Annotated in this window: 13 protein-coding genes; 11 read left to right on the top strand and 2 right to left on the bottom strand. The window is 42.1% G+C overall.

Annotated features, from left to right (window positions below):
• Positions 1 to 42 precede the first annotated feature (42 nt).
• The 11 genes from gmk to QM874_RS06230 all read left to right on the top strand — a co-directional run bounded on the left by gmk (position 43) and on the right by QM874_RS06230 (position 12311).
• A complete protein-coding gene (gene gmk, locus QM874_RS06180; RefSeq protein ID WP_000775049.1) occupies positions 43 to 669 on the top strand; it encodes a guanylate kinase in 627 nt (208 codons plus the stop codon).
• Between the two features lie 24 nt (positions 670 to 693).
• On the top strand, positions 694 to 1008 hold the full coding sequence (gene rpoZ, locus QM874_RS06185; protein WP_006146546.1) for a DNA-directed RNA polymerase subunit omega: 315 nt from the start codon (positions 694 to 696) through the stop codon (positions 1006 to 1008).
• 84 nt (positions 1009 to 1092) lie between these two features.
• On the top strand, positions 1093 to 3489 hold the full coding sequence (locus QM874_RS06190; RefSeq protein WP_414316638.1) for a primosomal protein N': 2397 nt from the start codon (positions 1093 to 1095) through the stop codon (positions 3487 to 3489).
• A gap of 12 nt (positions 3490 to 3501) precedes the next feature.
• Positions 3502 to 4437 carry a methionyl-tRNA formyltransferase gene (fmt, locus tag QM874_RS06195; protein WP_414316639.1) on the top strand — a complete coding sequence of 312 codons (936 nt, stop codon included), beginning with the start codon at positions 3502 to 3504 and terminating at the stop codon, positions 4435 to 4437.
• The gene (gene rsmB, locus QM874_RS06200) at positions 4430 to 5743 is read left to right on the top strand and encodes a 16S rRNA (cytosine(967)-C(5))-methyltransferase RsmB (protein WP_414316640.1); all 1314 of its coding nucleotides are present in this window, start codon (positions 4430 to 4432) and stop codon (positions 5741 to 5743) included. The genes fmt and rsmB overlap by 8 nt, the downstream gene beginning before the upstream one ends.
• A gap of 15 nt (positions 5744 to 5758) precedes the next feature.
• Positions 5759 to 6499, top strand: a complete 741-nt coding sequence (locus tag QM874_RS06205) for a Stp1/IreP family PP2C-type Ser/Thr phosphatase (protein ID WP_414316641.1) — start codon at positions 5759 to 5761, stop codon at positions 6497 to 6499.
• Entirely contained in the window at positions 6496 to 8388 is a 1893-nt protein-coding gene (pknB, locus tag QM874_RS06210; protein WP_414316642.1) for a Stk1 family PASTA domain-containing Ser/Thr kinase, read from the top strand. The genes QM874_RS06205 and pknB overlap by 4 nt, the downstream gene beginning before the upstream one ends.
• An 86-nt stretch (positions 8389 to 8474) precedes the next feature.
• Positions 8475 to 9233 (top strand): threonine/serine exporter family protein, encoded by a 759-nt coding sequence (locus QM874_RS06215; protein ID WP_414316643.1) that lies wholly within the window; start codon positions 8475 to 8477, stop codon positions 9231 to 9233.
• Between the two features lies 1 nt (position 9234).
• A complete protein-coding gene (locus tag QM874_RS06220; RefSeq protein ID WP_414316644.1) occupies positions 9235 to 9684 on the top strand; it encodes a threonine/serine exporter family protein in 450 nt (149 codons plus the stop codon).
• A gap of 180 nt (positions 9685 to 9864) precedes the next feature.
• Positions 9865 to 11037 (top strand): hydroxymethylglutaryl-CoA synthase, encoded by a 1173-nt coding sequence (locus QM874_RS06225; protein ID WP_414316645.1) that lies wholly within the window; start codon positions 9865 to 9867, stop codon positions 11035 to 11037.
• The gene (locus QM874_RS06230) at positions 11037 to 12311 is read left to right on the top strand and encodes a hydroxymethylglutaryl-CoA reductase, degradative (protein WP_414316646.1); all 1275 of its coding nucleotides are present in this window, start codon (positions 11037 to 11039) and stop codon (positions 12309 to 12311) included. The genes QM874_RS06225 and QM874_RS06230 overlap by 1 nt, the downstream gene beginning before the upstream one ends.
• Before the next feature lie 37 nt (positions 12312 to 12348).
• Here QM874_RS06230 and QM874_RS06235 read toward each other — a convergent pair whose 3' ends face one another.
• Both QM874_RS06235 and QM874_RS06240 read right to left on the bottom strand, forming a co-directional pair.
• A complete protein-coding gene (locus tag QM874_RS06235) occupies positions 12349 to 13314 on the bottom strand; it encodes a LacI family DNA-binding transcriptional regulator (RefSeq protein WP_414316647.1) in 966 nt (321 codons plus the stop codon).
• The gene (locus QM874_RS06240; protein ID WP_414316648.1) at positions 13295 to 14749 is read right to left on the bottom strand and encodes a sucrose-6-phosphate hydrolase; all 1455 of its coding nucleotides are present in this window, start codon (positions 14747 to 14749) and stop codon (positions 13295 to 13297) included. Before QM874_RS06240 ends, QM874_RS06235 begins: the two co-directional genes overlap by 20 nt.
• Positions 14750 to 14774: the final 25 nt, after the last annotated feature.

The raw sequence follows: 14774 nt of genomic DNA on the forward strand, positions 1-14774 counted from the left end.
GAAATTTTCAAGTCATTTCACAAACTATCCAAAGGAGACATCATGGCAGACCGAGGCTTACTAATCGTTTTTTCAGGTCCTTCTGGAGTTGGAAAAGGAACGGTTAGACGAGAAATTTTTGAGAGTTCTGAAAATCAATTTCAATATTCTGTATCTATGACAACGCGGGCACAACGTCCAGGTGAAGTAGATGGTGTTGATTATTTCTTCCGTACACGGGAAGAATTTGAAGAATTGATCCGTCAAGGGCAGATGTTAGAGTATGCAGAGTATGTGGGTAACTACTATGGAACTCCTCTGACTTATGTTAATGAAACGCTTGATAAGGGAATCGATGTCTTTCTTGAAATTGAAGTACAGGGAGCTCTTCAGGTCAAGAAAAAAGTTCCAGATGCGGTCTTTATCTTTTTGACACCGCCAGATTTGGAAGAATTGCAAGACCGTCTCGTAGGCCGTGGTACAGATAGTGCAGAAGTGATTGCTCAGCGTATCGAAAAAGCTAAAGAAGAAATTGCTTTGATGCGTGAGTATGACTACGCTATTGTCAATGACCATGTTCCTCTTGCTGCAGAACGTGTCAAACGTGTCATTGAAGCTGAACATTTCCGTGTAGACCGCGTGATTGGTCATTATCAGGATATGCTACCAAAGTCTCCGACTATTCGATAAAATTTAGAAAACAGGTACAAACAAATGATGCTTAAACCCTCTATTGATACCTTGCTTGATAAGGTACCATCAAAATATTCACTTGTCATCTTGGAAGCAAAGCGTGCTCATGAATTAGAAGCTGGAGCACCTGCAACTCAAGAATTCAAATCTGAGAAATCTACTCTTCGTGCCTTGGAAGAAATTGAATCAGGGAATGTAACCATCCATCCAGATCCAGAAGGAAAACGCGAAGCTGTTCGTCGTCGTATCGAAGAAGAAAGACGATTGAAAGAAGAAGAAGAAAAGAAAATTAAAGAGCAAATCGCAAAAGAAAAAGAAGAAGGTGAAAAAATTTAAGGTTGGGGGGACTCAATCTTATTTTTTCTATTGCAAGAATACTCAATCAATTGAAACGATTTAAGAGGAGAAGGAGGTGAGGATATGGCTATTGCAAAAATCATTGTGTATGTTCCCTTGATGCAGACAGACCAGCCCTATAGCTACAAGATTCCAGAAGAATTTGAGGAAATGTTGGAAGTTGGCATGCGAGTTCATGTACCTTTTGGGAAGGCCAATCGCTTGATTCAGGGAATTGTTCTTGGGTTGGAGTCTCAATCTGATGCAGATGTGGCAGACGAGAACTTAAAAGAAATTGCCGAGGTGCTGGACTTTTCTCCTGTCTTAACGGAGGAACAACTCTGGTTGGCTGAAGAACTACGTAAGTCAGTTTTTTCATACAAGATTTCTATTCTAAAAGCTATGCTTCCGGGATTTTTGAACTCTAGCTATGATAAGATCCTCTATCCTCTGGAAGGCTTGATTCAGAAAGACAGAGACCGTTTGTTTGGTTCGCAGGAATCGCTAGCTTTTTCATCACTTGACCTAGAAAAGCAGGCTGAGATGATGCGATTGACTCGAAAAGGGCTTTTAAAACTAGAGTACCAGGCTGTGGATCAGAAGAAAGTTAAGACTCAGTCTTGGGTTGAAGTTCATCTTGAACAGTTAGAAAAGCTAGAAATCTCAAATCGTGCTAAGAAGAAATTGGAATTGCGAGAGTATTTGTTAGCTCATCCTGAAACAGTTCCTTTGGCTGATTTGTTAGAACATTACTCACGCGAACAAGTCAATTTCTTTGTGGAACATGGTGCTATCACCATCGTGCAAAAGGAAGTCCAACGTTCAGCGGCTTATTTTGAAGGCATTGAGGCTAGCCAATCCTTAGAGTTAAATCCAGAACAAAAAGAAGCCTGTGAGGCGGTTGTTGGAGCGATTGGGAAAAAACATCCTCCATTTCTTTTACAAGGAATCACTGGAAGTGGGAAAACGGAGGTTTACTTGCAGATTATCCAAGGGGCCTTGGATATGGGAAAAACAGCGATTGTTCTAGTCCCAGAAATCTCTCTGACACCTCAAATGACAGAGCGTTTTATTGCTCGTTTTGGCGATAAAGTAGCCATTCTCCACTCGGGTTTGTCCAATGGTGAAAAGTATGATGAATGGCGCAAGGTGGAGCGTGGAGAAGCCCAGGTAGTTGTTGGTGCTAGATCTGCCGTTTTTGCACCTTTGAAAAATCTAGGGGTTATCATTATCGATGAAGAGCATGAGGCCAGCTACAAGCAAGACAGCAATCCTCGTTATCATGCTAGAGATGTGGCTCTTTTACGTGCCCAGTACAATCAAGCGGCTTTAGTCCTTGGTTCTGCGACACCGAGTTTAGAGAGTCGTGCGCGTGCTGGCAAAGGCGTTTATCAACATCTGCGCCTGACACAACGTGCCAATCCTTTAGCAAGTATTCCTGAAGTTCAACTCATTGACTTCCGTGATTACATCGGGCAAAATGAAACGTCAAACTTTACACCACCACTGATTGAGGCGATTCAAGATCGACTTGATAAAAAAGAGCAAGTGGTTCTCATGCTCAACCGCCGTGGTTACTCTAGCTTTGTCATGTGCCGGGAATGTGGGACCGTGGATACCTGTCCCAACTGCGATATTTCTCTGACACTGCATATGGATACTAAGACTATGAACTGTCATTATTGTGGTTTTACGAAGGAAATTCCTCATGTCTGTCCAAACTGTCAGAGTCGTAGTATTCGATACTATGGAACGGGAACTCAAAAGGCCTATGATGAGCTAGCAGAACTCTTTCCAGAAGCACGCATTCTACGCATGGATGTGGATACAACTCGTAAAAAGGGCAGTCACCAAGCTTTACTTGAGCAGTTTGGCAAAGGGGAGGCAGATATCCTGTTGGGAACTCAGATGATTGCCAAGGGCTTGGATTTTCCAAATGTGACCTTGGTTGGTGTTCTCAATGCGGACACAGCCTTGAATCTGCCTGATTTTCGTTCTTCTGAGAGAACCTTCCAACTCTTGACCCAGGTAGCAGGCCGTGCCGGTCGAGCTGAAAAGGCAGGTCAGGTCTTGATTCAGTCCTATAATCCTCAGCATTATGCCATTCGATTCGCCAAGGATCAGGATTACGAAGGTTTCTATGCCTATGAAATGGGCATCAGACGTCAGTTGGGTTATCCACCTTATTATTTCACTATTGGAATCACCTTATCTCATAAAAAAGAAGAAGAGGTTCTTAGACGTGCTTATCAAGTCATGGAAATTTTGCGATCAGGTTTATCGGATGCTTGTATCATCCTTGGACCAACACCAAAACCTATCGCTCGGACTCATAACCTCTATCATTACCAGATTTTAATTAAATATCGTTTAGAAGATGAGCTAGGTCCAACCCTTAACCAGGTCTTGGCCTTGACACAAGAACGGGAAAATAGCGAACTTCGTCTCAGTATTGACCACGAACCGCAACAATTTTTGTAAGAAGGAGAAGATATGACAAAACTAATATTTATGGGAACACCTGACTTTTCAGCGACCGTTTTGAAGGGACTTTTGTCAGATAATCGCTATGAGATTCTAGCGGTTGTAACTCAGCCAGATCGTGCGGTCGGCCGTAAAAAAGTTATCCAGGAAACCCCAGTAAAACAAGCAGCCAAAGAGGCAGGCCTACCTATCTACCAACCAGAAAAATTATCGGGTAGTCCAGAAATGGAAGCTATCATGAATTTGGGTGCTGACGGGATTGTGACTGCAGCTTTTGGACAATTTCTCCCAAGTAAACTCCTTGATAGCATGGATTTTGCAGTCAATGTTCATGCTTCACTCCTTCCTAAACATCGTGGTGGTGCTCCTATCCATTATGCCTTGATTCAGGGTGATGAGGAGGCAGGAGTAACCATTATGGAAATGGTCAAAGAGATGGATGCAGGAGATATGATTTCCCGTCGTAGTATCCCAATTACTGATGAGGACAATGTAGGAACCTTGTTTGAGAAATTGGCGGTTGTTGGTCGTGATCTGCTTTTGGATACTTTGCCTGCATACATTGCTGGCGAGATTCAGCCAGAACCACAGGACCCAAGCCAGGTTACATTTTCGCCTAATATCAAACCTGAGGAAGAAAAATTGAACTGGAACAAGACCAATCGTCAACTCTTTAACCAAATCCGTGGGATGAATCCTTGGCCAGTTGCTCATACTTTTCTAAAGGGCGAACGCTTCAAAATCTATGAAGCACTCCCTGTAGAAGGTCATGGAACTCCAGGTGAGATTCTTTCCATCGGTAAGAAGGAATTGATTGTCGCAACAGCAGAAGGGGCTCTATCTCTCAAACAGGTTCAACCAGCAGGAAAACCTAAGATGGACATTGCTTCCTTCCTAAACGGTGTGGGACGAACTTTGGTAGTAGGAGAACGATTTGGTGACTAAAGTAGAAACGGCTAGAAGTTTAGCCCTAGAGGTGTTGGAGGATGTCTTTATCCAACAAGCTTACTCCAATATCGCCTTAAATAAACACTTAAAAGCAAGTCAGCTATCTCTGACAGATAAGAGCTTGGTGACAGAGCTTGTTTACGGAACTGTAGATCGAAAACTCACGCTAGAGTGGTACCTGTCTCACTTTATTGAGGATAGAGATAAGCTAGATAGCTGGCTCTATGTTCTGCTTCTCATGAGCGTCTATCAACTCCAATACTTGGATAAGCTTCCTGACCATGCAGTGGTCAATGAGGCAGTGGAAATTGCAAAATCTCGTAAGAAGGGTAGTGAAAAACTGGTCAATGCTGTTCTTCGTCGTATTTTGCGTGAGGGCTTGCCAGATATTGCCAGTATCAAGCGTAAAAATAAGCGTGATTCCATTGCCTACTCTTTACCAGTTTGGTTGATTTCGAAGCTCAAGGAAGAGTATGGTGAAGAGAGAGCGCAAGCGATTTTTGAAAGTCTTTTGCAACGCAATAAAGCCAGTATCCGTGTGACAGCTTTGAGTCGAAAAGAACAGATTAAAGCTCTGCTTGGTGCAAGTGATTCTCTTTTATCTCCTGCTGGTCTGGTCAAGGAGCAGGGGCATTTTGCTGGTCACGCTTTGTTTGCTGAAGGGGCTATTACTATCCAGGATGAGTCTAGTCAGTTGGTTGCGCCAACATTGGATTTGCAAGGAGATGAGCAGGTTTTGGATGCCTGTGCAGCCCCAGGTGGGAAAACAGCCCATATGGCATCTTATTTGACGACAGGTCAGGTAACGGCTCTAGATCTCTATGATCATAAACTCAATTTGATTCAAGAAAATGCTCAGCGTTTAGGTGTAGCAGACCGTGTCCAAACGCAAAAATTGGATGCCAGAAAGGTGCATGAGTTTTTTGGCAAGGACCAATTTGATAAGATTTTAGTAGACGCTCCTTGTTCAGGGATTGGTCTATTGCGTCGAAAACCAGATATCAAATACAATAAAGAAACGGCAGATTTCGCGTCATTACAGGAAATTCAGCTGGAAATATTAGGTAGTGTTTGTCAAACACTACGAAAAGGTGGTATAATAACCTATAGTACCTGCACTATTGTCTCGGAAGAGAACTTTCAAGTGGTTCAAGCATTTTTAGAAAGTCATCCTGAGTTTGAGCAGGTTAAACTAGAACACGAATGCAAGGATATTCTAAAAGATGGCTGTATCCTTATTACTCCGGAATTATACGGAAGTGATGGATTCTTTATTAGCCAATTTCGTAAGATATCCAATTAGGAAGGAACTGACACAATGGAGATTTCATTATTAACAGATGTGGGTCAGAAGCGTACAAATAATCAAGACTATGTCAATCTTTTTGTCAACCGAGCAGGTTGTACAATGATTCTCTTGGCTGACGGAATGGGAGGTCATCGCGCAGGAAATATTGCGAGTGAGATGGCAGTAACGGATTTAGGCGTTGCCTGGGTAGATACTCAGATAGATACCGTGAATGAAGTTCGCGAATGGTTTGCAGAACATCTAGAGATTGAAAATCAAAAGATTTATCAACTAGGACGAGATGAAGCCTACAAGGGAATGGGGACAACCCTCGAAGCTCTTGCGGTTATCGGAAATCAGGCAATTTATGCCCATATCGGAGATTCTAGAATCGGTCTCATTCGAGGGGAAGAGTACCGTCAACTGACAAGTGATCATTCCTTGGTTAACGAATTGCTCAAGGCAGGTCAACTGACACCAGAAGAGGCAGAAGCGCATCCACAAAAAAATATTATCACCCAATCTATCGGACAAAAAGACGAAATTCAACCTGACTTAGGAATTGTCAGCTTGGAAGCAGGAGACTATCTCTTGCTCAATAGCGATGGTCTGACAAATATGATTTCAGCTAGTGAAATCTGTGATATTGTCACAAGTGATATCTCACTTGATGATAAAGCGGCGACCTTGATTCGTTTTGCTAACAATGCTGGTGGACTTGATAATATTACAGTTGCCCTTGTTTCGATTGAGGAGGAGGCGGCACAATGATCCAGATCGGCAAGATTTTTGCCGGGCGGTATCGGATTGTCAAACAAATTGGCCGTGGAGGTATGGCAGATGTCTACCTGGCCAAGGATTTGATTTTAGACGGGGAAGAGGTAGCTGTAAAGGTCTTGAGGACTAACTACCAGACTGACCCGATTGCTGTTGCTCGTTTTCAGCGTGAAGCGCGTGCAATGGCTGACTTAGATCATCCCCATATCGTTCGGATAACGGATATCGGCGAAGAGGACGGTCAACAGTACCTGGCTATGGAATATGTAGCCGGTCTTGATCTCAAGCGCTATATCAAAGAACACTATCCCCTATCAAATGAAGAAGCTGTCCGTATCATGGGTCAGATTCTCTTAGCTATGCGCTTGGCGCACACTAAAGGTATTGTCCATCGTGACTTAAAACCTCAAAACATTCTTTTAACTCCGGATGGGACGGCCAAGGTAACTGACTTTGGAATTGCCGTAGCCTTTGCAGAGACCAGTCTGACTCAGACTAACTCTATGTTGGGTTCGGTTCACTACTTGTCACCTGAGCAGGCTCGCGGTTCTAAAGCAACGTTCCAAAGTGACATATATGCCATGGGGATTATCTTCTATGAAATGCTGACAGGACATATCCCTTATGATGGCGATAGTGCAGTAACCATCGCCCTCCAGCATTTCCAGAAACCACTGCCGTCAGTCATCGCTGAAAACCCATCTGTTCCCCAAGCTTTGGAGAATGTGGTTATCAAGGCAACGGCTAAGAAATTGACTGATCGATACCAGTCTGTTTCAGAGATGTATGTGGATTTATCCAGTAGTTTGTCTTATAATCGTAGAAATGAAGCCAAACGTGTTTTTGATGATGCTAGTAAGGCAGATACCAAGACCTTGCCAAAAGTTCCTCAGACAACCTTAACATCAATCCCTAAGGTTCAACCACAGCCAGAAGTTTCTCAGACTGCTAAAGTTGCTCCAGAGCTTGCTACGAAAGAGCCACTGGAAAAACCAGTGAAAAAACGTCGCTTTAAGGCGCGCTATCTAGTTCTTTTGGCGAGCTTCGTACTGGTCCTTGCTTCCCTTGTCTGGATTCTATCCAGAACACCAGCTACTGTTGAGATTCCAAAAGTTGCAGGTCAAACTGTTGCTGAAGCTAAGGAAAACTTGAAAAAAGCGAATTTTGAAATTGGTGAGGAAAAAACGGAAGCTAGTGATACCGTAGAGGAAGGTCGGGTCATCCGAACAGATCCAGATGCTGGCTCAGCTCGCAAAGAAGGAACTAAAGTTAATCTCATTATCTCGTCAGGGCAACAATCCTTCAAGCTTGGAAATTATGTTGGTCGTAAATCTACAGATGTCATAGCAGAATTGAAAGGGAAAAAGGTTCCTGAAAATCTGATTAAGATTGAAGAAGAAGAGTCCAGTGAATCAGAACCAGGTGTGGTTTTAAAACAGAGCTTAGCAGAAGGTACGACTTATGATCTTACCAAGGCAACTTCTATCGTTTTGACTGTTGCTAAAAAGGTGACAACCGTGACCATGCCAAGTTATATTGGCTCAAGTCTTGAATTTACAAAGAATAACTTAATTCAAATTGTTGGTGTCAAGGAAGCTAATATCGAAGTCGTAGAGGTTTCGACAGCACCTGAGGGCACTGCTGAAGGAACTGTTGTCGATCAAAGTCCAAAACTAGGTGAGAAAGTTGATCTAAGTACGACACGTATAAAGATTTCTATTTATAAACCAAAAACCCCACCACCTTCTTCTTCTTTTTCTTCGGTTCCGTATTCGAGCCAGCGTAACACTAACAGAGTAGATAATACAGTGCCATCACAAAGTCAATCGACTCCATCTTCGTCAACACATAATCAAACAGACGAACATAACACAGATAATTAATCAATCTTTGTCACAGTTTTTGTGACAAAGATTTTTTTTCCTTCAAATTTGTGATAAAATAAAAGAAGCATATCAAGGAGGGGAACATGGACGAATCAAAAAAACTGAATGCAGTTATTGATGTCATTATGCTTGCAGGAACGATTCTGCTTCGAAATGGCTCTGAAATCCATCGTGTCGAGGATACTATGATTCGTATTGCGCACTCGCAAGGTATTATGGATTGCAATGTTCTAGCCATGCCTGCAGCCATTTTCTTTTCCATTGAAAACACCAATATCTCGCGCATGAAGCGGGTTACTTCCTCTTTCTATAATATTGAAAAGGTTTGTGATGTTAATCAGATTTCACGTCAGATCGTGGCTGGTCAGCTTGATTTGGAGGAGGCATTCATTCAGTTAAAGGAATTAAATGCAAAAGCTTCTCCCTATACCAAGATCCAGTTAACGGTGGCAGCGACCCTCAGTGCTCCTTTCTTTTCAATCATGTTTGGGGGAAATCCTTACGATGCGATTGGGGCAGGAGTGGCGACCTTGTTTGCCTTTACCTGTTCGCTCTATGTAGAAAAATTTATCCGTATTCCCTTTATGACAGCTTTTGCAGGGGCTTTCGTCTTTGGCTTGATTGCACAATTCTGGGCGCGTTATTCAGGTTTACCATCGACAGCTGATTTGGTTATCGCTGGTGCTGTTATGCCCTTTGTGCCAGGGATTGCCTTGACCAATGCTGTAAGAGATATTATGACCAACCACATCAACTCTGGTATGAGCAAGATGTTTGAATCCTTGCTGATTACCCTAGCTTTAGGGGCTGGAACATCAGTCGCCCTCGTACTAATGAACTAATATGACACTAACAACATTTTTATTGCAAGCTCTTGCGAGTTTGCTTGCCATTATCACGTTTTTAATCGTTTTAAATGTCCAACGTTCCATGCTTATTCCCGGCGGTGTTTTGGGAATGTTTATCTGGCTACTTTATTTGCTCCTCAAGGAGCCGACGAATGTTATTACGGCGACCTTTATTGCGGCTGTGATTGGTTCTTGTCTTAGTCAGATCATGAGTATTATCTATAAAACACCAGCAGTTGTCTTTGCTCTTGCTACCTTGGCGCCTCTAGTGCCAGGTTATCTGTCCTATCGGACAACTTCTTTCTTTGTGACAGGCGACTTCAGCCACGCCATTTCTAGTGCCATGTTAGTCATGATGTTGGCTCTCGTTATCTCCATTGGAATGGCAAGTGGAACAGTTTTGTTGAAATTGTATCATTATCTCAAAAAGAATCGAGCTAGCTAAGACTCGATTTTTTTGTGCTGATCGGATTATGCTAGGACCTTGCTTGATTAAAGCAGGTTGCTTAAATTTATGAGTGAACTTGATTTGGGGAATCAAGTCTTTTTTCGCTCATTTGACCTCAATTGTGATAAAATAGAGGTGAACGATTTTTTACAATGAATGATAAAAATAGAGGTAAATATGACAATCGGTATTGATAAGATTGGTTTTGCGACCAGTCAATACGTTTTGAAATTACAAGATTTAGCAGAAACCCGAGGAATTGATCCTGAAAAATTGAGTAAAGGACTCCTTTTAAAAGAATTGAGTATCGCTCCTTTAACAGAGGATATTGTTACCTTGGCTGCTAGTGCAGGAAATTCTATCCTGACTGAAGAAGATAAGCAAGAGATTGATATGGTTATCGTAGCTACAGAGTCTGGGATTGACCAGAGTAAAGCTGCAGCTGTCTTTGTACACGGCTTGCTTGGAATTCAACCTTTTGCTCGTAGTTTTGAAATCAAGGAAGCTTGCTATGGTGCAACAGCGGCCCTTCACTATGCTAAGTTACACGTAGAAAATTCTCCAAAATCAAAAGTTTTGGTACTAGCCAGTGATATTGCAAGGTATGGTGTTGAAACTCCTGGAGAACCAACTCAAGGTGCAGGCTGTGTTGCTATGCTGATTAGCCAGAATCCACGTGTCATGGCTTTCAACAACGATAATGTTGCGCAGACTCGTGATATTATGGACTTCTGGCGTCCAAATTACTCGACAACACCATTTGTAAATGGGGTTTACTCAACGCAGCAATATCTTGATAGCTTAAAAACGACTTGGGAAGAGTACCAAAAGCGTTATGATTGCGACTTGAATGATTTTGAAGCTATTTGTTTCCATTTGCCATATCCAAAGCTAGCTCTCAAGGGATTGAAAAAAATCCTAGACAAATCCTTGCCTCAAGAGAAGAAGGACTTGCTTCAAAAGCACTTTGATGAATCTATTATTTATAGCCAAAAAGTTGGAAATATCTATACAGGTTCACTCTTCTTAGGTCTCTTGTCTCTTCTTGAAAATTCTGATAGTCTCAAAGCAGGTGATAAGATTGCCCTCTACAGCTATGGTAGTGGTGCTGTATCTGAGTTCTTTAGTGTGGAATTGGTTGAAGGCTATGAAAAACAATTGCAGAATAATCGCTTAGACTTGCTAGATCAACGTCAAGCTTTGAGTGTTGCTGACTATGAACGAATCTTCTTTGAAGAAGCAAACTTAGATGAGTCTGGTTCTGCAATTATGTCAGGCTATGAAGGACAAGACTATGCTCTGGTTGAGATTGTAGACCACCAACGTCGCTACAGCAAGGTTGAAAAATAATGAAAAAAAATTGGAATGGATTTGCTAAAAAATCAATTCAAGAGCGCCTAGAGCTAGTTAAGTCTCAGGCGCTTACTACTATTGAAGCTCAAGAAAGTCTTGCGCAAAATGAAAATCTCAGTCTAGCAGTTGCGGACCAATTGAGTGAAAATGTGGTAGGAACCTTCTCGCTTCCTTACTCAGTAGTTCCAGAAGTTCTGGTAAATGGTCAGGAGTATACCGTTCCCTATGTGACCGAAGAACCATCTGTTGTTGCTGCAGCTAGTTTTGCAAGCAAAATTATCAAAAGAGCAGGCGGTTTTACTGCTCAGGTTCACCAACGCCAAATGATCGGTCAAGTGGCTCTCTATCAAGTCCCAGATAGGGACCAAGCTCGTCAGGCTATTCTGAGTCAAAAGTCGGAACTGATGGAACTGGCAAATCAAGCCTATCCCTCTATTGTCAAACGTGGTGGTGGAGCCAGAGAGCTAACAGTTGAAAAAATTTTTGGTGAGGCTGACTTTTTAGTGGTTTACCTCCATGTGGATACCCAGGAAGCCATGGGCGCCAATATGCTCAATACCATGCTTGAGGCCCTAAAACCTAGTATAGAGGCTCTAAGTCAAGGGCAAAGTTTAATGGGAATCTTATCCAACTACGCCACAGATTCTCTAGTAACTGCAACTTGTCGTATCGCCTTTCGTTATTTGAGTCGCCAGAAGGATGAAGCGCGTGAACTAGCAGAAAAAATGGTTTTAGCCAGCCAGTTTGCTCAAGCAGATCCTTATCGAGCAGCTACTCACAATAAGGGAATCTTTAACGGAATTGATGCTCTCTTGATTGCGACAGGAAATGATTGGCGTGCCATTGAAGCGGGAGCTCATGCCTATGCCAGTCATGATGGTGCCTATCGAGGTCTTAGTCGTTGGACTATGGATTTGGAAACCGAAGAACTAATTGGAGAGATGACCATGCCGATGCCAGTTGCTACCAAGGGTGGATCAATTGGTCTTAATCCTCGTGTAGTTCTTAGCCATGAGTTGCTAGGTCATCCATCAGCTAAGGAATTGGCCCAAATTATCGTTTCGATTGGTCTTGCACAAAACTTTGCAGCTCTTAAAGCTCTTGTCAGCACAGGGATTCAGCATGGACATATGAAACTACAAGCAAAATCCTTGGCTCTTCTAGCAGGAGCCACAGAGGCTGAAGTACCTAAGTTGGTAGAAAGCTTGATTGCTGAAAAAACTTTTAATTTAGAAAAAGCCCAAACTCTTTTGAAAAACTTAAGATCATAAGAAAAACTCAGACGAAACTAGTCTGAGTTTTTTGTGCTTAAATACTTTTACCTGGTAAGAGGCTGACTGGCAAGAAATAACCAGTAGTAGCAACCTCTTTGCCTTCAATTTTTTGTAAGAGCAAATCAACTGTTAGGCGAGCAATTTCTTCTAAAGGTTGTTTAATGGTAGTAAGGTGAGGATAGAAATTCTCGATAAAATAAGTTCCGTCGTATCCAATAACCTTAAGTTGTTCTGGAACAGAAATACCAAGTTCCTGAGCGATCTTCATCACCAAGATGGCTGTCAAATCATCCGACGCGAAAATAGCATCTGGTTTTTGTTTGGTTAGGATATTTTTGATTTCCATTTCCTTGCGGAGGGGTGAAAAGTCACTGGAAATATTGATAATGGGAGCTTTTGGGAAGATAGAAGCAAATCCTGCATGGCGAAGTCCAGTTGGTGAATTGGAGTTGTCATTACCTGTAATCATAATGACAGACTTAGCTCCAGTTTTGGCTAAGGTTTGAGCTGCAAGAACACCACCAGCATAGTTATCAGAGGAAACGACAGGAATGTCTGGTGATAGGTTACGGTCAAAAGAAATAATTGGAGCCGTTACGCGATTGTAGTCTTCAATCCCTAAGTTATGGCTACCAGAGATAATGCCGTCCACTTGGTTGGCTTCTAGCATTTCAAGATATTCACGTTCTTTTTCCGAATCGTGCTCACTGTTACAGATGATCGTCTTGTAGCCTTTTTTGAAGAGTTCGTGTTCCAATTTGTCAATCAATTCAGCATAGAACACATGGCTGATTTTTGGGAAAATCAACCCAATTAATTTAGCTGATTTCCCTTGGAGGCTACGAGCAAGGTTGTTAGGCTTGTAACCCAATTCACGCATGGCATCCTTAACCTTTTGAATGGTTTTTTCAGACAGATAACCTTTTTTATTGATAACACGTGAAACAGTAGTAGGGCTGACGCCAGCTAATTTTGCGACATCAGTTAGTTTTGCGACCATATTCTAATTCGTAGTATGTTCCAGTTGGGTTTCCAGATTTAATGAGAATTCCATTTTGATCTGCATGCGGGAATACACGACCAGAAAATACTTTTTCTCCTTTATTGATGAAAATTTCAAAGACTGAGTTGTCGATGAAGATATTGACAGTAGTTGCTTGATTAGTAATTGAGCAAGAGCGAGTAGTTCCAAACTCTTGAGCATATTGTTCTCCGGCTTGACTGCGGTCAACAGTAACTTGACCATTGACAAGGTCAAAATTAATAGAGAGTCCCTTGCCATCCTTATCAGCAAGAAGAACGATTTCACTTTGGATATCGGCTTCTAGGTTAAGCTCAAGTTCGTAGCTATTCTTAGTTTCAGAACGATTTGAAAATTCCTCTTTTGAAGCACGGAGGTCCTTGATGGCTGCAACAGGGTACTGATAGAGTTTGCCATCCTTGATTGTAAGTTCTTTGACCAATGAAAAAGTTCCTTGATGGTCAAAACGGTCAGATGGATAAGACACATCTGGCAAACCAAGCCAACTTACTGCTAAGGCACGTCCATCAGGAGCATTGAAGGCCTGAGTGGCATATGCTTCGAAACCATAGTCTAGATTGTGTAGTTCAGACACATCTACCATACGTGCATTTTCAGGATCGAAGGAAGCACCAATTTTATACATATTTGGATAGATATTGTCATAGTCAAGAACCTTTTTATCCAAACCTTGTGGACAGTAGAGAAGAACTGGCTGTTCCCCAACAAAGACAAGATTTGGGCACTCCATCATATAGGCAGTACGGTCATTGTTGAAGTCCAAATCACCAACTTCTTGCCAGTTTGTATAATCGTTATCGACAGCTTTGTAGAGACGGACAAATCCTTTTTTCTCCAAGTCTTGTCCACCAACGATTGCGTAGTATTGTCCTTTAAAGTTGAAAATCTGTGGATCACGGAAGTGGTCAGTAGCATCAGCTGGTTGATCAATCAAGATTTTATCAATCTTTTCGATTTTTCCATCTTTATTCATCAAAGCACCGATTTGATAAGGGTGACGTATCCAATTTTCGTCACGAACATTTCCGGTATAAAATAGGAATAGTTGGTCACCAAACTGCATAGCAGATCCAGAGTAAGCACCGTGGCTGTCAAGTGGAGTATCAGGTAAGATTTTAACGCCTGTTTCAGTAAAGTGCACCAAATCATCACTCTCAAGTTGAACCCAAGATTTCAAGCCGTGGGCTGCTCCAAAGGGGAAGTTTTGGTAAAAGACAATCCACTTACCATCAAAATAAGAAAAACCGTTTGGATCGTTGAGAAGTCCTTCCTTTGGTTCAATGTGATAGCTGACATGCCATGGGGATTGTGCCATCTTTTCTTGGATTTCTTTTCTTTCTTCTTGTGTCCAATCTTCATAACGTCTGTAACGACGTTCAGTAGTCCATTCCATTTATATTCCCTCCATAAATTCTACT

Origin of the sequence: Streptococcus infantis, from assembly GCF_047463615.1 — a bacterium.
GTDB classification, from domain to species: domain Bacteria; phylum Bacillota; class Bacilli; order Lactobacillales; family Streptococcaceae; genus Streptococcus; species Streptococcus infantis_X.